Consider the following 20,167-nt stretch of genomic DNA (forward strand, 5'->3'; position numbering starts at 1 on the left):
TGATGTGGCGCGCAGCCTATCGAAGAGCCATTGCGCAGGGGATTCGCGCCATGCATCCTCGTCATCATGGCGGGCACGATGTCGCACCTTTCTAATTGATTGATTTTATTGCCTAAAATACATGGCAATGAACTTCCGCCCGTGGCTTGACGGGCGCAAACCCTCTAACTATGTTGCCGGCGACTTTAGAAGCGGACGGACGGTGACGGTCTGACCGGGCAGGGGGGTTGCGATGGCCGACAAGAATGGGCCAGACGGAACCGGAAAAACCGGCCGCGGCAATCAGCATGAACCCGATATCCGCGACGACGATCTTGAGCGCCGCCGCCGTGACCTTGAAGCTTCGCTTGCGACAAGGCGGCCGGGCCGGCTCGAGGGGAAAGACGACGCGAAAGCGGGCAGTGTGGCCGGTTATGGTAAGGCGCTCAAACTCTCCAGCGAGTTTATCGCCGGGGTGGTGGTGGGTGCCGGCATCGGCTGGATCATCGACCGTCTGGCGGGGACATCGCCATGGGGTCTGATCGTGTTTCTGCTGCTTGGTTTTGGCGCCGGAGTGCTCAATGTGATGCGTTCCGCCGGCGTTGTGGCAGAATTTGGACAGGGCGATAAATCGCGCCGTGACCAAGACGACAAGAAATGACCGCGCTTCATGTGCGGTAATGGTAACGAGGCCGTACGCGGCATTGACGGGGTTTGAACGTGGCAGCTGACAAGGTCGATCCGATCCACCAGTTCCATATCAACAAGCTGATTCCGATCGACATCGGCGGCTATGACCTGTCTTTCACCAATTCGGCGCTGTTCATGGTCGCAACCGTGATCGTCGCGGCTGGATTCCTGTTTCTCACGACGTCGAGCCGCAGCCTGGTTCCCGGGCGGCTTCAGTCGGTCTCCGAGATGGCCTACGAGTTCGTCGGCAACATGTTGCGCGATGCCGCCGGCACGCAAGGCATGAAGTTCTTCCCTCTCGTGTTCTCGCTGTTCATGTTCGTGCTCGTCGCCAATCTGCTTGGCCTGTTCCCGTATTTCTTCACCGTCACCAGCCACATCATCGTCACCTTCGGCCTTGCCGTGCTGGTGATCGCAACCGTGGTCGTCTACGGCTTCATGAAGCATGGTTTTGGCTTCCTGAAACTGTTCGTGCCGCATGGCGTGCCGGTCTTCCTGCTGCCACTGGTGGTGCTGATCGAGGTGATCTCCTTCGTGTCGCGCCCGGTCAGCCTCTCGGTTCGTCTGTTCGCCAACATGCTCGCCGGCCACATCACGCTGAAGGTGTTCTCCGGCTTCGTGGTCAGCCTGAGCGCGCTCGGCGCGGTCGGCGTCGCCGGCTCTATCCTGCCTCTGGCGATGGCGGTGGCGCTGACGGCACTGGAACTGCTGGTCGCCTTCCTGCAGGCCTACGTCTTTGCCGTGTTGACCTGCATGTATCTCAACGACGCCCTGCACCCCGGGCATTAGGTCCAAAAGTTTCCGGCCCAGGAATTTCCAACATAGGCGCCGGATGGAATCGCAACGGAATTTTAGATCCAAAGGAGTTGAACAAATGGACGCAGAAGCAGCAAAGTACATCGGCGCCGGCATCGCTTGCCTGGGCATGGGTGGCGCGGGCATTGGCCTCGGCAACATCTTCGGCAGCTACCTGGCGGGCGCACTGCGCAACCCGTCGGCTGCCGATGGCCAGTTCGGCCGCCTGATCTTCGGCTTCGCCGTGACCGAAGCTCTGGGCATCTTCTCGCTTCTCATCGCGCTTCTGGCCCTGTTCGGCTGAGCACTCGGGAAGATTGGACAGGCCGGCCGCGCAAGCGGCGGGCCTGAATTTCGGGGATAGTCCATGTTCGTGACATCTGCCTTTGCGCAAGAGTCCGCGCCATCAGCCGATACCAGCCACGCTGCGACGGAAGGCGAAACGCATTCCGGCACCAGCGTGCCTGCTGAAGCGCATGGCACGTTTCCGCCATTCGATCCGGCGACGTTCCCGTCGCAGCTTCTGTGGCTGGCGATCACCTTCGGGCTGTTCTATCTCTTCCTGAAGCGGGTGGTGATGCCGCGCGTCGGCGGCATCATCGATGTCCGCAACGATCGCATCACGCAGGACCTTGATCAGGCGGCCAAGTTGAAGGGCGAGGCCGACGCCGCCGTTGCTGCCTACGAGCAGGAACTGGCGGAAGCCAAGACCAAGGCCAACGCGATCGGCCAGCAGGCCAGCGACGCGGCCAAGGCCGAGGCCGATACCGCGCGCAAGAAGGTCGAGGCCGCGCTCGACGCCAAGCTTGGCGAAGCCGAAGCCCGCATTTCTTCCATCAAGGCCAATGCCATGAAGGAAGTCGGCAGCATCGCCGAGGATACCGCTTCGGCGATCGTCGAAGCCCTGGTTGGCGGCAAGGCCAGCAAGGCCGAGATCGCGGCCGCGGTCAAATCCGTGGCCCGGTGAGGAGCGCATCATGGATTACACATCTCTCGCGACGCTCTGGGCCACGGTTGCCCTGGTCATCTTCCTGGGCATTGCCGTCTACATCAAGGTGCCTCGCCTGATCGCCAAGGCGCTCGACGCCCGCGCCGCCAGGATCAGCAATGAACTGGACGAAGCACGCCGACTGCGCGAGGAGGCCCAGCAACTGCTTGGCCAGTATCAGCGCAAGCGCAAGGAAGCCGAGCAGGAGGCCGCCGACATCGTCGCCGCCGCCAAGCGCGAAGCCGATATGCTTGCCGCCGAGGCGCACAAGAAAACCGAGGACTATGTTGTCAGGCGCACCGCGCTTGCCGAACAGAAGATCGGCCAGGCCGAGCGTGACGCCATCAGCGAAGTCCGCGCCAGCGCCGTCGATATCGCCGTCGAGGCAGCGCGCGCGCTGCTTGCCGGCAAGATCGACGCCAAGGCCGGTGCCGATCTGTTCAAGGCATCGCTCGCGGACGTGAAGTCGAAGCTGAACTGAGCCCTCACGGCCCTCATACAATTAAAGCCGCCCGGGCAACCTGGCGGCTTTTTTGCTTGGAGAGTGCGTGAGACGCCGAAGCGGTCAATCTCCCCACAAGGGGGAGATTGGCTTGTCGCCGCCGCCGTTGTTCAATCCAGCCCAGCAAAGCTCTCTTCTTCAACCACTTCAGCGCCACCCAGCCTGAACGGCGAAAACGATACGCGATGCAGCCGCGCCACCGGGCCATGCGCTTCGATCGCGGTGCGATGGCGAACCGTGGCGTAGCCCATGTGGACTTCGAACCCGTAGCGGTCGTGATGATTGCCGCAGCCGCACATCATGCGGTCACGCATCACCTTGGCGACGATCGAGGCGGCAGCGATCGATTGCGAACGCTGGTCGCCCTTGATCAGCGCGCGCCCTTCACAAGGCAGCCCCGGCGGCACGTCGCGTCCATCAGCGAGGGCTAGTTTCGGTCGGACCGACAGTCCGACAAGGGCGCGCCGCATGGCTTCCAGGCTTGCCTTGAGGATGTTGCTGCCGTCGATGCCCTCGGCACTGATTGAGGCCATCGAGACCGCCTGCGCGGAGCCAAGAATTCGCAGGAACAAGGCCTCACGCTGCAAATGGCTGAGGCGTTTGGAATCGTCGAGGCCGTCCGGAATGTTGGCGGGATCGAGCACCACGGCCGCGGCGACCACCGGCCCGGCCAGGGGGCCACGGCCGGCCTCGTCCATCCCGGCGACCGGCCACAGGCCCTCCGCCATCGCCTTCGTCTCGAAGGAGAAGTCAGGCTTCTCGATGATCTCAAAGAGAGGCGGAGAATCAGAACGCGCGCGAGCCATGTTGCGGCGAGGTTCGCATCGGCTCTGATTCTCCGCAAGTCCCTCCGGGTCGGGTGGGGCGCCGGACCGGGAGGGCACCGTCTGCAGGCCGGGGCAGGCCGGACGGGATTCTGGTGCCGCGACGGATCAAACCATCGCGACGAATTGTCTCTCAAAGCAGCGTCAGCTGCACCTGATCTTTCCCGGCGGCAACGAACTGGTCGGTTCGCAACGTGCGCCGTTCGGCATTGAGGCCGAGCCGCTTGGCTGTGATCTCGAAGCGCCGGCCGATCTGCCAGGCGTAGGGACCGGCGCCCTTCATGCGCTTGCCCCATTCCGAATCGTAGTCCTTGCCGTCGCGCATCGAGCGGACCAGCGACATCACATGGCGGTAGCGGTCGGGATAATGGCGCAGCAGCCAATCCTTGAAGATCGGGCTGACCTCCAGCGGCAGGCGCAGGATCACGTAGCCCGCTTCGCGCGCGCCGGCCGCACGTGCGGAATCGAGGATGCGTTCCATCTCCGGATCGGTCAGGCCCGGAATGATAGGAGCCACCATGACCGACGCCGGAATGCCGGCATCGGAAAGCTGCCGGATCGCTTCCAGCCGCTTGGTCGGTGTCGACGCGCGCGGCTCCATGGTGCGCGCCAGCATACGGTCGAGCGTCGTCACCGACAGCGCCACCTTGGCGAGCCCGCGTTCGGCCATGCGTGACAGGATATCGATATCGCGCGTCACCAGAGCGGACTTTGTCACGATGCCGACTGGATGGCCGCGCGCTTCCAGCACTTCGAGAATTTCGCGCATGATCCGGTATTGCTTCTCGATCGGCTGGTAGGGGTCGGTGTTGGTGCCGATGGCGATGGTGCGCGGCTGGTAGCTGTCTTTCGAAAGCTCCTTGTCAAGCAAGCGCGCCGCATCAGGCTTGGCGAACAACTTCGATTCGAAATCCAGACCCGGCGACAGGCCCATGAACGCGTGCGTCGGGCGGGCAAAGCAATAGACGCAGCCATGCTCGCAGCCGCGATAGGGGTTGATGGAACGGTCGAAGGAAATGTCGGGCGATTCGTTGCGGGTGATGATTGTGCGCGGCTTCTCGACCTGCACTTCGGTCTTGAAGGGCGGCAGTTCCTCCAGCGAATTCCAGCCATCGTCGAACACGTGCCGGCTGACCGGCTCGAACCGGCCGGACGGATTGATACCCGCTGACCTGCCGCGGTTGCGGTCCGGGCGGACACGCATGCCGCTCTGCTCGACCATCGCGTTGGCCATCTCGGCTCTTCCTGCTCCGAAAGCTGCAATGTCGGCGCGCACGATCTGTTCCATTTTCGCCCGCTCCCAGGGACTGTCCATGTTGTGTCGAATCGCTCTGCTCATGAAACTATTCCTATTTCGTTGATAAGAACAAAGCAAGAACTTTCTATGGTGCGATGCAAAACTGGCGCTGTCGGGCGCTTTCCGCTATTCGGCTAAGGATGCTCAGTGTTCTCATCGAAACCCGCAACGACGAGGAGGGCCTCGCCCGCACGCTCGCCTCGCTGATTGGCGGCGCGGTCGAAGGCGTGGTGCGTGAAGTCATCGTCTGCGACACAGGCTCTACCGACCAGACGCATCATGTGGCCGAGCATGCCGGCTGTCAGTACGTGACGGGCGGTGTCGCTGCCGGCATCCGCCAGGCCAAGGGGGATTGGTTGCTGGTCCTGGAGCCGGGCGCGCGGCTGGTGGAGGGCTGGATCGATGAAGTTGTCGCCCATACGGCCAGGCAGACCATGGCGGCACGGTTTTCGCGCACGCGAGCCAGTCGCACGCCATTCCTGGCCCGGGTCTTTTCGGGAAACCGCGCCTTGGCCGACGGATTGCTGATCAGCAAGCGTCAGGCGGCGGCCGCGGCCAAGAGTGCCGGCAGTGCCGAGGCCATCGCCCGCGGCCTCGCGACGAAGCGGCTCGACGCCGAAATCTGGATGGCGCCGGCCAAGCAGGAGCGCCGCCCCTCGACGTGATTTTTTGCAGTTGCTCAGGTCATTGTGCATTGCACAAAGTTTGACGCGGGGTTAGCTTCCGTTCAAGCGGGAATTGGGTTTGGGTCATGCCGAGAGGCGAGCACCGATGCGGCATCGGTGGTGCTCTCATAGCCGAGGACCCAATGAAGCTTTCAACCCCCGACACATCCGGCGCGGCCAGTCTCGAGGCCATTGCGCGCAACGGCAGCCTGCTGCGGCGCATCGCCGTGCGTATTCCAACCTATCTGACGGACCTGCGTGAGAACCCTGCCTGGCTGCCGATGTTCGTGTTGGCGCGCACCATGCCCGGACGCCGCATGCATTGGCTCGGCGCAAAGCGCGCCCGCCCGGTCGCCAATGCCGGGGATACGATGTTTGCCGGTGTCGAACGGGGAGCGGTCGTCGATGCGTTGCGCTCCGACGGGCTGTTCTCAGGCCTGGTCCTGCCGCCTGATATCCATGAAGAGATCGCCGACTTCGCCGGGCGCACGCCTTGCTTCGGCAATTTCGACCGCCGTCTCGAATTCATGCCGGGGGAACATGCCGAGGCCGAGAAACGCCTTGGCCGCTCGCTGCTTAGCGGGCATTTTTTCGAGCGCATCCTCGACTGCCCGGCGGCGCTTGCCATCCAGCGCGATCCGCTGCTTCTGGATATTGCCGCGCACTATCTCGGCGGCCAGGCGAAACTGATCACGACGCGGGTCTGGTGGAGTTTTCCCACAGGTGCCGCTTCGGATGCCGACAAGAACCTCGCCTCGCTCGGCAAGTATCATTTTGACCTCGACGACTGGCGCATGCTGAAATTCTTCTTCTACCTCAAGCCGGTCGACGCCGACACCGGTCCGCATGTCTATGTCAGGGGCAGCCACAAGCGCCGCAGCCTCAAGCATCAGCTTACCCTTCTGGTCGGCCATCCCGCGCAACAGGTTCTGGATGTCTATGGCGAGCAGAGCCCGGTTACGCTGACCGGCGAGGCCGGTCTCGGCTTCGTCGAGGACCCCTTTGGCTTTCATATGGGCACCGTGCCGGCACGCACGCCGCGACTGATGATGGAAGTCGGCTTCGGCGTATCGCCGCCGTCGCGCCGACGGTTTCATGGCGAGCCGGTCATCCGCTGAGAGCTGCCTATCCGAAGCTCATCTCGACAGGCGTCCAGTGAGCGCGGCGCCTGGCTTGGCGCTGTGCCCGGCTTTCGGCATCGAAGTCGACACGAGCCGGCTCCTGATTGAACCGCTCTCGGTCGTCCAGGGCGTTGATGATGACGATCGCCCTTGCGTCATCCTCTCCGGCGATTGCGGCGACATAGACGCCGCAATCCCGGCAGATCAAATAGTCGGCCGTCCTCAGCCCGAACTGATATTTTCGCAATCGCGCCTCATCCTTGACCGAGATGGTCAGTCTGCCGTCCGGATCGGCAATGGCGCGCGAACCATGTCTGACACAGAACGAGCATTGGCAGGCGCGAACTTCGATTTGCGATGGGTCGAGTTCGGTTGAAAATGCAAGGCGTATGTTGCCGCAATGGCATCCGCCGGTATGCGTGGTCATGGTTCTGCCTTGTCGTGATGGCGATGATCGCCTTCAGGCAAGGTACTTTTCCGAGGTTCGGTTTGGAATGGTGTTTCGAAGGCACCGGTGCTGTTCTGCCTGCAAAAGCGGCGTGGAACCGACGCTTTGCCTGGCTTTTACGAAGCCGATTTGCCGCGCCGTAAATGCTCGTCCAGGCGCGGCATGATCTCGACGAAGTTGCACGGCATGTGCCGGTAGTCGAGCTGCGCTTTCAGGATGCCGTCCCACGCGTCCTTGCAGGCGCCTGGCGAACCCGGCAGCACGAAGACGAAGGTGGCGTTGACGACGCCGCCGGTCGCCCGACTCTGGATCGTCGAGGTGCCGATCTTGTCGTAGGAAATCCGGTGGAACACTTCCGAAAAGCCATCCATGCGCTTTTCGAAGATCGGCTCCAGCGCGTCCGGCGTCACGTCACGGCCTGTGAAGCCGGTGCCGCCGGTGGTGATGACGACATCGATATTCTTGTCCTGTGACCACGCCAGAACCGTGTCGCGGATTTTCTCGCGGTCGTCGGTGACGATATTGCGGGCCGCCAGCAGATGGCCGGCCTCGGTGATGCGGTCGGCCAGCGTCTGGCCGGATTTGTCGTCGGCGAGGCTGCGCGTATCCGAAACGGTCAGCACCGCGATGCGCACGGGAATGAAGGAGCGGCTCTCGTCAATTCTGGCCATCTGCGCCCTCCGATGCGATGCTGCGCGTCGCGGCAACGAACCAGTCGGGCTGGCGGCCGCGGATTTCGGCGGCGGCGCGCTTGGCGACATTGCCGGTTTCGAACAGGCCGAAACATGTCGCGCCGGATCCCGACATCCGCGAGAACCCCGATCCGGCCTTGTTCAGCCAGGAAAGCGCCCTGCCGATTGCGGGTTGCACCTCCAGCGCCGCGGGCTCGAGATCGTTGCGGGTGATCTCCAGCCAGTTGCGCAGGCTGTGAAAATCGATGCTGCGCGGCAGCGGCGGCAAGGCCTCATTGTCGCGCCGGGAAAGCGCTGCAAAGACATCCGCCGTCGACACCGGGGTGCCTGGATTGACCAACACCAGGCCAAGCGCCGAAAAATCCGGCACCATCGACAGTTCATCGCCGATGCCACGCGCCACCAGCGGCTTTGCCGCCAAGCACATCGGCACATCGGCGCCAAGCGAGAGGCCGATCCGTGCCAGCTCGGTGCCATCGATGTCCAGGGCCCAAGTCTGCGCCAGCCCGCGCAGCACGGCTGCCGCGTCGCTCGAACCGCCGCCGACGCCGGAGGCGACCGGCAGGTTCTTTTCGAGCCGGATGGCGACCGGCGGTGTGCGCTCTTGCCCGACCGCCTGTCGCAGGGCGTCGCGCGCTTTGAGCACCAGATTGCTTGCATCGAGAGGGACGGCCGGGGCGTAACGGCCGGACACGGTAAACTCATCGCTGTCGGCGAGCCCGATTTCGACCCTGTCGCCAAACCGCGTGAACACCGCCAGGCTTTCGATCAGATGATAGCCATCAGGGCGCCTGCCGGTGACATGCAGCGCAAGATTGATTTTGGCGTGTGCGTGCCAGCTACGCGACCCGATGTCGGTGTCCACAATCGTCTGCGGGATGATGCTCAGTCCTTGGCCAGCCGGTATTCGCCGGTCTTCGGATCCTTGACCAAAGTGCCGATCGCGCCGTTGGCCGTCTGCTTTTCTGTGCGTCGCACCTTGGCGGTCACACGCTCGGCTTCCCTAATGAAGGTGCGGTAGCCGAAATAGGCGGCAACGCCAACGACGGCGAAGAAAATGATCTGCGGCATGCCAAAACTCCTCCCACGCTGGGCCGGCGAAGGCGGCCGGTCGGGTCGGTTGATGCATGTCGACCCGCTTTTGGCAACACGACATGCATGAAACTCAAGCTCTCATGCTAGACGGTTCTGCCGAGTTTTCAAAGCCCGAAGCGAGACCACAATGCGCGCTCTTCCGCCGCATCGATCACGCCGCTGGCGGCAGCGGCTACGATATCGGGCTCTGAAAAGCCCTTGCTTGAGCCGAACAGGCCGAAGCGGCTAAGAAAACCGCGCGGTGTCGTGATCAGCCTGAGCTGGGTTTTCGCCCCGAAACGGGTCTTGAGCACAGTGCGCATGTCGCCGAGCGCATCGACCAGCCCGAGTTCGAGGCCCTTGATGCCGGTCCAGAACAGGCCGGTGAACAGGTCCGGATCGTCCTTCAGTTTCGTGCCGCGCCGCTCCTTGACGAGGTCGATGAAGGTGCCGTGCACCTCGAGCTGCAGCGCTTTCAGGCGTTCAACGTCTTCCTTCTTCTCGGGCTTGAACGGATCGAGCACCGCCTTGTTCTGGCCAGCTGTGTGGACACGTCGCTCGATGCCGATCTTCTTCATCAGTTCCGGGAAGCCAAACGAAGCCGAGACCACACCGATCGACCCGACGATGGACGACGGGTCGGCGAAGATCTCGTCGCCGGCGACCGCGATCATGTAGCCGCCCGACGCCGCGACGTCCTCGACGAAGACCAGCACCTTTTTGTCCTTTTCCGTGGCCAGGTCACGGATGCGCTTGAAGATCAGCCGCGACTGCACCGGCGAGCCGCCGGGCGAATTGATCGAGATGGCGACCGCCGGCGCGTCGTAGGAAAACGCCTTCTCGATGAGGCCGGCGGTGGAGGCCAGCGACAGGCTCGGCCGAAACTGGCCACCGCCTGCCATGATGGTGCCGTGCAGCCGGATGACCGGAATGGTGACGACGGTGGAGCGCCAGGATTTCGGCAACAGGCGGTTGATGAGTCGTTTCACGAGGGCGCGGTCTCCGGTCGATAGGTTGCAGGCATGTAGGGATTTCCCGGCCAACGGCAATGTGGCCGGGCAGAATAGCTCAATCTCCGAACAGCGAGGCGAGGCCGTTGGTGATCATTTCGCTGCGCTCGTCGGGGCCGTTGCCTGATTGCGCGTGCAGCATCAGGGGCGGGCGGATGGCAAGCTTTCCCCGTGTCCCGAGCGCTGCCCGCACGACGATGCGGATCGCCGCCGCATCGGGACGAGGGTGGACGGCGAGCATCTCGGCATCGCCGAAGCGGCCGGCGATTGCATCGAGAATGGCGCCGAGCTGTTCGGGCCGGGCGATTACGGCGAGCCCGCCGCGCGGCCTGACCACCGCCGCCGCACTGCGGATCCAGCTCTCGAACACCCCGTCCTCCATGACATGGGCCTCTTTTCTGAGGCGATCGGGGGAGGCGCGGTCCCGGGGAGCGTTGAAGGGAGGGTTCATGATGACGAAGTCGAAGTCGTTGTCGGCGAGGCCGGCGGCCGCCCGCGCCCGGCCCGATACGGTGACATCGGCGACCAGCACGGATGCGCGATCGCTGAGATGGGCATTGCCGGGATGGGCAAGCGTCGCCGCCGCGAAGGCCGCCATTTCCGGCGCGCGTTCGACAAGCACCGCCTCTGCCGCCGGGCAGCGTGACAGCACCGCCAGTCCGGCAGCTCCGGCTCCGGCGCCGAAATCGGCCAGGCGCCCGCTAAAGGTCGATGGCACGGAGGCCGCCAGCATCATCGCATCCATGCCGGCGCGATGACCGCCATGTTTGGGCTGCACGAGCCAGAATCGGCCGCGATGGAAAGCGTCGACCGTATGGGCCGGCGTGTCCGGGACAAGGGCGGCGGGCGCGGCGGACATTATTTTCCGCGGATTTCGTTGGCGATGCCGGCATCCCTGAGGATGCGCCGTGCCGCGTCGGCCTGGTCGGCATCGACCATGACGCGTTTCTGCAAAAGGCCGATCGACCCTTCTAGAATGCTCATATTCTGATCGGCGACAAAGCAGGCGATGCCGGCGTCGCGCATCAGCGATTCAACAAAGGAGATGATCACGGCATCGTTGGTGCGGACAAGTTCTATCATCGTATGAAACTCGCAGTTTGCGCTATTGATGTAAACGGGCAGGGGATTCCGAGGCAGAGCCCCGTTCCCTCTCGGGTCCCCGTTCCCTCTCGGGTCGTTGACATTCCGTCATCGACGCCGCGCCAATTCGCCACTTGCCGTGGCCATGTCCGCCGCCCTAGAGTCCATGCAGGGACTAAGGGTGCCGTCGCACGCTCTATACCAAGACGGGAGTGATTGTTGTGGGTGTCGTTCTCAACATCGAAAACGGGAAGCGGGAGCCCGCCTCCATCAAGGATCTGATCGATCTGACAGTGGCGGATATGGGGCGCGTCAATGAATTGATCCTGTCCAAGGCCGGCTCCGACGTCGAGATGATCCCGGAGGTCGCCAACCATTTGATCTCGTCCGGCGGCAAACGGCTGCGGCCGATGCTGACGCTGGCCGCCGCGCAGATGTTCGGCTATGCCGGCGAGGGCCACGTCAAGCTCGCCACCTCCGTCGAATTCATGCACACGGCGACGCTTCTCCACGACGATGTCGTCGACGAGAGCGGCATGCGGCGCGGCAAGAAGACCGCCCGCATGATCTGGGGCAACCAGGCAAGCGTGCTGGTCGGCGACTTCCTGCTCGGCCAGGCTTTCCGCATGATGGTCGATGTCGGCTCGCTCGAAGCGCTCGATATCCTGTCGAGTGCTGCCTCCATCATCGCCGAGGGCGAGGTTATGCAGCTTGCCGCCGCCAAGAACCTCGAAACCACCGAGGACGAGCATTTCGCCGTCATCAAGGCCAAGACCGCCGCACTGTTTTCGGCTGCTGCCGAGGTCGGCCCCGTCATTGCCCAGGCGACCCGCAACGATCGTGCGGCGCTGCGCTCCTACGGCATGAATCTCGGCCTTGCCTTCCAGCTGATCGATGACGCGCTGGACTATGGCGGCACCAGCAAGGATCTCGGCAAGAATGTCGGCGACGATTTCCGCGAAGGCAAGGTGACCTTGCCGGTCATTCTCGCCTATCGGCGGGGCACGAAGGCCGAGCGCACTTTCTGGAAGCGTGCCATCGAGGACAATGTCACCGATGACGCCGGTCTGGAAAAGGCGATCGGCCTGATGACTCGCCATGGCGCCATTGCCGACACGATCGGACGCGCCCGCCATTTCGGCGAGATCGCCCGCGACGCGCTGGCGCCGCTGGAAGCGACGCCGCAGAAATCGGCGCTGATCGACGTCATCGATTTCTGCATCAGCCGGGTGAACTGAGCGGCGTCACCCGGTTGCCGGCTACTTCGCCTTTCCCGGCAAAGCGATTGCGGCAAGCAGGCTGACAACGATGCCCGCCGCCGCCAGCCAGAAGGCGATCTGTATGCCGTCGGCTATCGCGGCCTTCAGTGCATCGCCGCTCAATCCGCCGACATGGCTGTTGGCGATCGCGATCAACGTCGCCATGCCGATCGCGTTGCCGATGTTGAGCGTCGTGCAGGCCATCCCCGAGGCGACGCCCTGTTCGTCGTGAGCCACGCCCGACGCGGCCGCGATCCACATGGCGGTCCAGACGATGCCCTGTCCGACACCGGAGATGATCAGCCCTGGAACGAGAGCCAGATAGAAGCTGTTGGCTGATGCTCCAAGGACCATCAGCGCCGTGCCGGCCGCCCCTATGACCATGCCGCCGACCAGGGTCGAGCGGGTTGAAAAGCGCGTTGCCAGGCGTTCACCGAGCTGCGTGCCGGCGGCGATGGCGATCGACGGCACCAGGAAGGCGAGGCCGGTTTCCAGCGCGGTAAAGCCATGCACGGTCTGCAACAAGACGGTGAGGAAATAGGGCAGGGCCCCGAACGTTCCCATGAACAGGAAGGTGATCGTCATGCCGGCGACGAGGCTGCGATTGCGGAACAGCCGCAGCGGCATCAGCGGGTCTGCGCTCTTCGCCTCAATCAGCGCGAAGGCGATGATTAAGATCGCTGCCAGCGCGGCGCTGGCGACGATCGCTGGCGAACCCCAGCCATATTCAGGTCCCTGGACCAGCGTAAAGACCAGCAATGTGGCGCCCGCAGTGACGGTCAGCGCGCCAGGCAGATCGAAGTTGCGGCGCTGGTGCCGCTTGGGGTCGCGTGGAATGATGGCAAAGGCGGCGATGATGGCGAAGCCAGCCAGCAGCACATTGACGTAGAAGACCGACGACCAGCCGAAGGCGCCTGTCAGGAATCCACCGGCCAACGAGCCAAGGGTGAGCCCGCTCGCGCCGGCGCCGCCCCACACCGCCAGCGCCCGGTTGCGTTCCGGCCCTTCGGCGAACAGGCGATTGACCAGCGACAATGTCGCCGGAAACAGGAAGGCGGCGCCGATGCCTTGGACGGCACGCGCTGCGATGATGATCCCGGGCGACCAGGCGAGACCGCCGAGCAGGGATGACAGCGCATAGAGCCAGAGCGCGAAGATGAAAATGCGGCGCTGGCCGATGAGATCGGCGGCGCGGCCGCCGAACAATAGAAAGCCGCCGGTAAACACGGTGTAGGCGCTCACCACCCATTGCAAGGTCTGGCCGGAAAAGCCCAGCCCAGCCCCGATTTCGGGCAGCGCCACGAAGACGATGTTGATGTCGAGAGCGATGATAAGTTGGGCGAAGGCGAGCAATGCCAGCGTGGCGCCGCGCTTCGCGCCCGTTCCTCCCTGTGTCGCGGTGGCGCCGAACGGCACCCCTTGATCGAGTGTGCTCATGCAAATCTCCTTTTGATTCTTGATCGATCGACAAAGAATTGAATTTGCAATCCTGAGTCAAGCGGATTATTTGTTGATCGATAAAGAAATGGAGACGGCGATGGCGGGACGGCCAAGGGAGTTCGACAGAGCCCAGGCTCTGCAGAAAGCGCGCGATGCCTTCTGGATGCGCGGCTACGAGGGCACCTCGATGGCCGACCTCGTGTCCATGCTTGGTCTGGCATCGGCGCGCATCTATGCCGCCTTTGGCTCGAAGGAGGATCTGTTTCGCGAAGCCGTTGTTCTCTACGAGACCAGCGAAGGAAGCTTCGCCACCAGCGCGCTTGCCGAGGAGCCGACCGCAAGGCGGTTTGTCGAGCGGTTGCTGCGCGATGCGATCGATATCTACACAAGGCCGGATCTGCCGAAGGGCTGCATGGTTGTCTCGGCCGCCACCAACTGCGCTACTGAAAATGACGGCGTGCTGCATTGGCTGGCCGAGCGCCGACTGGCGCGCAATGCGTTGATTGTGGAGCGCTTGAAAAAGGGCATTCGCGATGGCGACCTCAAGCCGGACACCGATCCCGAAGTGCTTGGCGACTACTACACCACACTGTTGTTTGGCCTCTCTGTGCAGGCGCGCGACGGGGTGGCGAAGAAGCGGCTGCATGACCTGATCACCGTGGCGATGCCGGCGCTCGACGGTTTCGTCTTGCAGCCTTGAGTCTCTCCGGGGGAGCATTCGCGATTTTGCGTGTGATCGTCTCGACAAGCCGCCCCGCCGCAAATTATCTATAAAACATGGCAAAGGGCACGGACGACACCATCGCGGTGCGCATCAGCAAGGTGCTGGCGGACCGCATCATCTCGGGCGCAATCGAGCCGGGGGCCAGGCTTCGGCAGGACCATATCGCCGAGGAATTCCAAACCAGTCATGTTCCCGTGCGCGAGGCCTTCCGCCGCCTCGAGGCGCAAGGCCTGGCCATCAGTGAACCGCGTCGTGGCGTGCGCGTGGCGTCTTTCGATCTGGGAGAGGTCAAGGAAGTCGCCGAAATGCGGGCGGCACTCGAAGTGTTGGCGCTGCGCCACGCCGCGCCGCACCTGACATCGGCCATTCTCGATCTCGCCGAGGAGGCGACCAAGGCCGGCGACAAGTCCCGCGATGTCAGGTCGTGGGAAGAGGCCAACCGCGCCTTCCACCGCTTGATCCTGTCGCCATGCGGCATGCCGCGCCTGCTCGCGACCATCGACGACCTGCACGCGGCAAGCGCCCGTTTCCTGTTCGCGGCATGGCGGTCGGAGTGGGAGACGCGCACCGATCAGGACCATCGCGCGATCCTCTCCGCCTTGCGGCAGGGAAACACCGAATCCGCGGCCGTCACACTGGGGCGGCACGTCCAATGGATTGGCCGCAAGCCGGTCAGGACGGCCTCCGGGACGACGCGCGAAGCTTTTGCCATCGTGGGTTAGACGGCCTCCGCCAAAGCCAGGGCTTGCAATCCCCGGGGAAGTGTGGATTCGATAATAGATCGAAAACAGAAATTATCTATAATTTGCAATCGATCGAAGGAATCCCAATGACAGACGTCGCATTCTCACCCGGCAAGCCGTCGTTCAGTCCGCTCCGGCTCCAGGATCGTTCTCTTGCCTGGCAGGTTGGAGCCGTCGTGCTTGGCACGCTGTTCCTGGCGCTGGCGTCCTATATCGAGGTGCCGATGGTGCCGGTCCCGGTAAACATGCAGACCTTTGCGGTGACCCTGATCGGCGCCCTCTATGGCTGGCGGCTTGGCGCGCTCACCATCGCCGCCTGGCTGGTCGAGGGTGCGGTCGGCTTTCCGGTTCTGTCCGGAGGGGCAGCGGGTGCGGCGCATTTCGTCGGGCCGACGGGTGGCTATCTCTTCGCCTTCCCGCTTGTCGGCGCACTGGTCGGCTGGCTGGCCGAACGCGGCTGGAACGGCAAAAGGGTGATGCTTGCCTTCGTCGCCATGCTGCTTGGCAACCTTGCCTGCCTTGTGCTGGGCACAGCATGGCTTGCCGTCATGATTGGAGCCGAACAGGCCGTTACCTTCGGCCTCCTGCCGTTCATCGTTGGCGGCTTGCTCAAGTCAGCGCTGGGTGCCGCGACCCTCATGGCCCTTCCCGGCGGCAAGGCGAAGCCGGCCAATCCGTGACGATCAGGCTGCGCGCCCATCACCTCCTTTGCCTGCTCACCTATGTGGGCAAGGGATACGGCCCCGCCTTCATCGCCAATTATGATCGCGTCGCGGAGCGCCTGAGCCGGGGCGAGGAGATTCTCCTCGTTTCCGGCCCCGACGATGTCTGCGCTCCCTTGCTCGACGAACCGGAACCGCATTGTCTCAACGAGAGTGTCGTCGAGCGGGACCGGCTCGCCGCGCTGGATGTAGAGGAATTGCTGGCGCGGCCAATCCGTGTCGGCACCCACCTCGATCTCGACACGGGGACCTTAGCCCGGATGCGGCAGGCGTTTTCGGCTGGCCTTGTACGCAAGGCCTGCGGCGGCTGCGAATGGAACGAACTGTGCAGCACGATAGCGGCCGGTGGATATAGCGACGCGCTGGTGCAGCGGTCCGCCTCGCCAGCCGAGGGCTGATATTGGCCCCGAGCCTTAGCGGTCGAAGCCGAGCTCAAGGGTCGAAGCTGTGATATATTCGGCGCTGCGCAGGGCCATGGCCGAAATTCAAAATCGGAAAACTGCCCCCTGTCGCCATGGTTTGTTAATCGGGTGCCCGGATTGTGAATTCGAGGCGGATTGAAGCGCGACCCCAAAAAGGCCATGCTTTGCCTGGAAAGATCGAGTCTACGCCGATCCCGCTGATGCGGAGATGGCGCCTGGCTGAAAGGGATACGATGCGGCAAGGATGTGCGCGCTGGCTGACAAGGCTGGCAATTGTGACAGGCATGACGATCTCGGCTTTGCCGGCCTATGCCAAGCAGACCAGCGAACCGGTCAAGATCACGTCATTTTCGGGCGCCTATCTGGCAGCCCGGATCGCCGAAGGCGATAACGACCTCGACAGCGCCATCGCCTACTACAAGCAAGCATTGGCCTTTGACCCGAGCGACACCGGCCTGCAGCAGAGCCTGATGCTGTCGCTGATCGCGCAAGGGCGCTTCGACGAGTCCCTGGTCTATGCCGACAAGCTCAAGGAAGTGCCTGACGTCGAGCGTTTCTCGCGCTTGGCGCTCGCCGTCGATTCCTTCCACAAGAAGGATTTCACCAAGGCGCAGTACTGGCTCAAGCTGTCGCTGGAATCCGATCTCGACCGGTTGATCTCCGGGGTGATGTCCGGCTGGGCGCAGCAAGGCGCCGGCGAGCCTGCCGATGCGATGGCGTCCATCGACAAGCTGCAGGGGCCGGATTGGTTCGGCCTGTTCAAGTCGTTCCACCGCGCCCTGATCGCTGATGCATCCGGCATGCCCGAAAAGGCCGAGGCGATCTATGCCGCGACCATGCAGGATACCGCCGCCGGCGGTGCCGCTCCCGAAACCTGGATGCGCAATGCCCAGGCCTACGCCTCGTTCCTGGTCCGCAAGGGCGACAAGACCAAGGCGCTGTCGGTGCTCGACCAGGCCGAGGCGTTTTCGCCGGGCAAGCTGGAAATCGTCGCCTTGCGCGACCGAATTGCAAAAGGCGACAAGATTGCGCCGCTGGTTGCCGGTCCATCCGATGGCGCCTCCGAAATCCTGCTCGACCTCGCCACCGCGCTCAACCGTGGTGGCGGCGAGCCCTTCGTCCGCCTCTATCTGCAATATGCGCTTGCTTTGAAGCCAGATAGCGACGCTGCCCTTGTGCAACTCGCCGCCGTGTCCGAGCAATTGAAGGACGGCGAAGGTGCCATCGCGCTCTATCGCCGGATTCCCGCCGCTTCGCCGCTGAAGGAGCTTTCGGACCTGCAACTCGGCCTCAATCTTGCCGATCTCGACCGTCACGAAGAAGCGATCACCCATCTGAAAGCCTTGGTCGACGCCCATCCCAATGACATGCGCGCCTATCTGGCGCTCGGTGGCGTCTATTCCTCGAAGGACGATTTCCGTTCGGCCGCCACTCTCTACGATAAGGCCGTCGAGGTGCTGAAGGCGCCGACCGCGGCCAACTGGAACATCTTCTACCAGCGCGGCATCGCTTATGAGCGCCTGAAGGAATGGCCCAAGGCCGAGCCGAACTTCCGCAAGGCGCTGGAACTGTTCCCCGACCAGCCGCAAGTGCTGAACTATCTCGGCTATTCCTGGGTCGACATGAACATGAACCTCAAGGAAGGCCTGGCGATGATTCAAAAGGCCGTCGACCTCAGGCCGAGCGACGGTTACATCGTCGATTCGCTGGGTTGGGCCTATTTCCGCCTCGGCAGGTTCGATGACGCGGTGCGCGAAATGGAACGCGCCGTGTCGCTGAAGCCGGAAGATCCGGTTCTCAACGATCACCTCGGCGACGCCTACTGGCGCGTCGGCCGCAAGCTGGAAGCCACCTTCCAGTGGAACCAGGCTCGCGACCTGAAGCCGGATCCCGATGTGCTGGCCAACTTGCAGCAGAAGCTGATGAAGGGCCTGCCGCCGATCGAATCCAACACGGCGCAGGAGACCCCGAAGGTCAAGCCGGAGCCGGTGCCCGCCCCGAAGGGATGAAGTCAGCCATTTGAATTCAACGCAAGCGGGGCTCTTTCGGAGTCCCGTTTTCGTTTGAACCGTATTAGGCTGGCTGTCTCAGAAGAGCTTGCGATAGACGACGAAGCCGGAGTGTTCGGCGACCTTGTCGTAAAGCTTCATCGCCGTGTGATTGGTCTCATGCGTCAGCCAGTACACGCGGCCCGAGCCGGCCGCCTGGGCGCGCTCGTAGACGCCCTCGATCAGCGCCCGTCCGATGCCTTTGCCACGCGATGCCTGCGTGGTGAAAAGGTCCTGCAGATAGCAATTCGGTGCGATCGCCGTGGTGCTGCGATGGAAGAGATAGTGCACGAGGCCGAGAAGCTGTCCCTCGCCTTCGGCCACCAGCGCGTGGACCGGCTCATAGGCATCGAAGAAACGAGACCATGTCATCTGGGTAATCTCACCCGGCAGGGCCGTTTCGCCCGAGCGGCCATAAAATGCATTGTAGCCATCCCACAGCGGCAGCCATTGCTCGAAATCCTGTCGCGCGACAGGGCGGATGACGATCGGGCTGGGCATGGCTGAAACCTGTTGTCGTTGCTGCACAGGCGAACAGAGCGCAGGCCCGAGAGATGGGCAATGGGCCAGCCCCTGCAAAGCTTTCAACATTGTCCATAATGTCGGCGCGACCGCATCGGCGTGCCTTGCTTGACGCTTCGATGCCGTGTCTCTAGGACGTGCCGGCAAGCTAGCCTGTGCTGTCGAGGCCACCCGTGACAATTGAAATCCCCGCCCATATGCATCCCAGCCGCTCGTTCCAGGGGCTGATCCTGACCTTGCACAACTACTGGGCGGCCTATGGCTGCGTCATCCTGCAACCCTATGACATGGAAGTCGGCGCCGGCACCTTTCATCCGGCAACGACGCTGCGCGCGCTCGGCCCAAAACGCTGGAACGCTGCCTATGTCCAACCCTCGCGTCGTCCCAAGGATGGCCGCTATGGCGAGAACCCGAACCGGCTGCAGCATTATTACCAGTACCAGGTGATCCTGAAGCCGAACCCGCCCAATTTGCAGGAGCTCTATCTCGGCTCGCTGGCGGCGATCGGCGTCGATCCGCTGCTGCACGACATCCGCTTCGTCGAGGATGATTGGGAAAGCCCGACGCTGGGCGCCTGGGGTCTCGGCTGGGAATGCTGGTGCGACGGCATGGAAGTCTCGCAGTTCACCTATTTCCAGCAGGTCTGCGGCATCGAATGCGCGCCTGTGGCCGGCGAACTCACCTACGGGCTGGAGCGGCTGGCCATGTATGTGCAGGGCGTCGACAATGTCTACGACCTCAATTTCAACGGCCGCGAAGGCGCCGACAAGGTCACCTATGGCGATGTCTTCCTGCAGGCCGAGCAGGAATATTCGCGCCACAATTTCGAATACGCCGACACGGCGATGCTTCTGCGCCACTTCGAGGACGCCGAGGCCGAGTGCAAGGCGCTGCTCGACGCCGGCGCGCCGGCATCGAACGACAATCTGCCGATGCACCGCATGGTTTTCCCGGCCTACGACCAGTGCATCAAGGCCAGCCATGTCTTCAACCTGCTCGACGCACGCGGCGTGATTTCGGTCACTGAGCGGCAGAGCTACATCCTGCGGGTGCGCAATCTGGCCAAGGCTTGCGGTGAGGCATTTTTGAAGACGCAGGCGGGTGGCTTGGCGGCCTGAG

General features: G+C 63.1%; 25 protein-coding genes. 14 read left to right on the forward strand and 11 right to left on the reverse strand.

The genetic code is table 11. The features are described 5' to 3' along the window. The first annotated feature begins 232 nt into the window (after positions 1–232). The 5 genes from NKH95_RS03230 (at position 233) to NKH95_RS03250 (ending at position 2,933) form a co-directional block, all read left to right on the forward strand. Positions 233–640 (forward strand): AtpZ/AtpI family protein, encoded by a 408-nt coding sequence (locus NKH95_RS03230; RefSeq protein WP_352761234.1) that lies wholly within the window; start codon positions 233–235, stop codon positions 638–640. 59 nt (positions 641–699) lie between these two features. After that, positions 700–1,458 carry a F0F1 ATP synthase subunit A gene (locus NKH95_RS03235; RefSeq protein ID WP_023808677.1) on the forward strand — a complete coding sequence of 253 codons (759 nt, stop codon included), beginning with the start codon at positions 700–702 and terminating at the stop codon, positions 1,456–1,458. A gap of 85 nt (positions 1,459–1,543) precedes the next feature. Next, positions 1,544–1,768, forward strand: a complete 225-nt coding sequence (locus NKH95_RS03240) for a F0F1 ATP synthase subunit C (RefSeq protein ID WP_006206606.1) — start codon at positions 1,544–1,546, stop codon at positions 1,766–1,768. Positions 1,769–1,831: 63 nt separating this feature from the next. After that, on the forward strand, positions 1,832–2,431 hold the full coding sequence (locus NKH95_RS03245) for a F0F1 ATP synthase subunit B (protein ID WP_352891068.1): 600 nt from the start codon (positions 1,832–1,834) through the stop codon (positions 2,429–2,431). A 10-nt stretch (positions 2,432–2,441) separates the two neighbouring features. Continuing rightward, positions 2,442–2,933: a F0F1 ATP synthase subunit B gene (locus NKH95_RS03250; protein WP_023808675.1), complete on the forward strand. Its 492-nt coding sequence runs from the start codon at positions 2,442–2,444 to the stop codon at positions 2,931–2,933. A gap of 131 nt (positions 2,934–3,064) precedes the next feature. Here NKH95_RS03250 and rnhB read toward each other — a convergent pair whose 3' ends face one another. Beyond that, entirely contained in the window at positions 3,065–3,760 is a 696-nt protein-coding gene (rnhB, locus tag NKH95_RS03255; protein WP_127290952.1) for a ribonuclease HII, read from the reverse strand. Between the two features lie 151 nt (positions 3,761–3,911). Beyond that, positions 3,912–5,066 carry a PA0069 family radical SAM protein gene (locus NKH95_RS03260; RefSeq protein WP_023808673.1) on the reverse strand — a complete coding sequence of 385 codons (1,155 nt, stop codon included), beginning with the start codon at positions 5,064–5,066 and terminating at the stop codon, positions 3,912–3,914. A gap of 149 nt (positions 5,067–5,215) precedes the next feature. Between NKH95_RS03260 and NKH95_RS03265 the strand changes: the two genes are divergently transcribed. Both NKH95_RS03265 and NKH95_RS03270 read left to right on the forward strand, forming a co-directional pair. Beyond that, positions 5,216–5,740, forward strand: a complete 525-nt coding sequence (locus tag NKH95_RS03265) for a glycosyltransferase (protein WP_352891069.1) — start codon at positions 5,216–5,218, stop codon at positions 5,738–5,740. A gap of 143 nt (positions 5,741–5,883) precedes the next feature. Continuing rightward, on the forward strand, positions 5,884–6,858 hold the full coding sequence (locus NKH95_RS03270) for a hypothetical protein (protein ID WP_023808671.1): 975 nt from the start codon (positions 5,884–5,886) through the stop codon (positions 6,856–6,858). Between the two features lie 7 nt (positions 6,859–6,865). Here the strand turns inward: NKH95_RS03270 and NKH95_RS03275 are convergent, their stop codons facing one another. From NKH95_RS03275 to NKH95_RS03305, 7 genes are all read right to left on the reverse strand, one after another. Continuing rightward, positions 6,866–7,288: a GFA family protein gene (locus NKH95_RS03275; RefSeq protein WP_023808670.1), complete on the reverse strand. Its 423-nt coding sequence runs from the start codon at positions 7,286–7,288 to the stop codon at positions 6,866–6,868. Positions 7,289–7,425: 137 nt separating this feature from the next. After that, positions 7,426–7,980, reverse strand: a complete 555-nt coding sequence (moaB, locus tag NKH95_RS03280; protein ID WP_352440004.1) for a molybdenum cofactor biosynthesis protein B — start codon at positions 7,978–7,980, stop codon at positions 7,426–7,428. Beyond that, on the reverse strand, positions 7,967–8,866 hold the full coding sequence (locus tag NKH95_RS03285; RefSeq protein ID WP_352891070.1) for a 4-(cytidine 5'-diphospho)-2-C-methyl-D-erythritol kinase: 900 nt from the start codon (positions 8,864–8,866) through the stop codon (positions 7,967–7,969). Before NKH95_RS03285 ends, moaB begins: the two co-directional genes overlap by 14 nt. Positions 8,867–8,886: 20 nt before the next feature. Then, positions 8,887–9,072, reverse strand: a complete 186-nt coding sequence (locus NKH95_RS03290; protein ID WP_023808667.1) for a membrane protein — start codon at positions 9,070–9,072, stop codon at positions 8,887–8,889. A 128-nt stretch (positions 9,073–9,200) separates the two neighbouring features. Further along, the gene (locus NKH95_RS03295) at positions 9,201–10,064 is read right to left on the reverse strand and encodes a S49 family peptidase (protein ID WP_352891071.1); all 864 of its coding nucleotides are present in this window, start codon (positions 10,062–10,064) and stop codon (positions 9,201–9,203) included. A gap of 79 nt (positions 10,065–10,143) precedes the next feature. Continuing rightward, positions 10,144–10,944, reverse strand: coding sequence for a tRNA1(Val) (adenine(37)-N6)-methyltransferase (locus tag NKH95_RS03300; RefSeq protein WP_352772275.1), 801 nt, complete (start codon positions 10,942–10,944; stop codon positions 10,144–10,146). Continuing rightward, the gene (locus NKH95_RS03305) at positions 10,944–11,168 is read right to left on the reverse strand and encodes a putative signal transducing protein (protein ID WP_063167652.1); all 225 of its coding nucleotides are present in this window, start codon (positions 11,166–11,168) and stop codon (positions 10,944–10,946) included. Before NKH95_RS03305 ends, NKH95_RS03300 begins: the two co-directional genes overlap by 1 nt. A 221-nt stretch (positions 11,169–11,389) precedes the next feature. On the opposite strand from NKH95_RS03305, the gene NKH95_RS03310 reads away from it, so the two are divergent. Then, a complete protein-coding gene (locus NKH95_RS03310) occupies positions 11,390–12,406 on the forward strand; it encodes a polyprenyl synthetase family protein (protein ID WP_023808663.1) in 1,017 nt (338 codons plus the stop codon). 21 nt (positions 12,407–12,427) lie between these two features. On the opposite strand, the gene NKH95_RS03315 is transcribed toward NKH95_RS03310, so the two are convergent. Continuing rightward, positions 12,428–13,864, reverse strand: a complete 1,437-nt coding sequence (locus NKH95_RS03315) for an MFS transporter (RefSeq protein WP_352891072.1) — start codon at positions 13,862–13,864, stop codon at positions 12,428–12,430. A gap of 100 nt (positions 13,865–13,964) precedes the next feature. On the opposite strand from NKH95_RS03315, the gene NKH95_RS03320 reads away from it, so the two are divergent. The 5 genes from NKH95_RS03320 to NKH95_RS03340 all read left to right on the forward strand — a co-directional run bounded on the left by NKH95_RS03320 (position 13,965) and on the right by NKH95_RS03340 (position 18,487). After that, a complete protein-coding gene (locus NKH95_RS03320; protein ID WP_352891073.1) occupies positions 13,965–14,567 on the forward strand; it encodes a TetR/AcrR family transcriptional regulator in 603 nt (200 codons plus the stop codon). Between the two features lie 77 nt (positions 14,568–14,644). After that, on the forward strand, positions 14,645–15,313 hold the full coding sequence (locus NKH95_RS03325; RefSeq protein ID WP_352891074.1) for a GntR family transcriptional regulator: 669 nt from the start codon (positions 14,645–14,647) through the stop codon (positions 15,311–15,313). A gap of 107 nt (positions 15,314–15,420) precedes the next feature. After that, positions 15,421–16,014 (forward strand): biotin transporter BioY, encoded by a 594-nt coding sequence (locus NKH95_RS03330; protein WP_352761236.1) that lies wholly within the window; start codon positions 15,421–15,423, stop codon positions 16,012–16,014. Next, a complete protein-coding gene (locus tag NKH95_RS03335) occupies positions 16,011–16,454 on the forward strand; it encodes a DUF1284 domain-containing protein (RefSeq protein WP_352891075.1) in 444 nt (147 codons plus the stop codon). The genes NKH95_RS03330 and NKH95_RS03335 overlap by 4 nt, the downstream gene beginning before the upstream one ends. A 257-nt stretch (positions 16,455–16,711) precedes the next feature. Then, the gene (locus NKH95_RS03340) at positions 16,712–18,487 is read left to right on the forward strand and encodes a tetratricopeptide repeat protein (RefSeq protein WP_023808657.1); all 1,776 of its coding nucleotides are present in this window, start codon (positions 16,712–16,714) and stop codon (positions 18,485–18,487) included. A gap of 78 nt (positions 18,488–18,565) precedes the next feature. Here NKH95_RS03340 and NKH95_RS03345 read toward each other — a convergent pair whose 3' ends face one another. After that, a complete protein-coding gene (locus tag NKH95_RS03345) occupies positions 18,566–19,027 on the reverse strand; it encodes a GNAT family N-acetyltransferase (protein WP_023808656.1) in 462 nt (153 codons plus the stop codon). A gap of 218 nt (positions 19,028–19,245) precedes the next feature. On the opposite strand from NKH95_RS03345, the gene NKH95_RS03350 reads away from it, so the two are divergent. Continuing rightward, positions 19,246–20,166, forward strand: coding sequence for a glycine--tRNA ligase subunit alpha (locus NKH95_RS03350; protein ID WP_206637984.1), 921 nt, complete (start codon positions 19,246–19,248; stop codon positions 20,164–20,166). The last annotated feature ends 1 nt before the right edge of the window (position 20,167 follow it).

Source organism: Mesorhizobium sp. M0848, assembly GCF_040319805.1.
Lineage (GTDB): Bacteria > Pseudomonadota > Alphaproteobacteria > Rhizobiales > Rhizobiaceae > Mesorhizobium.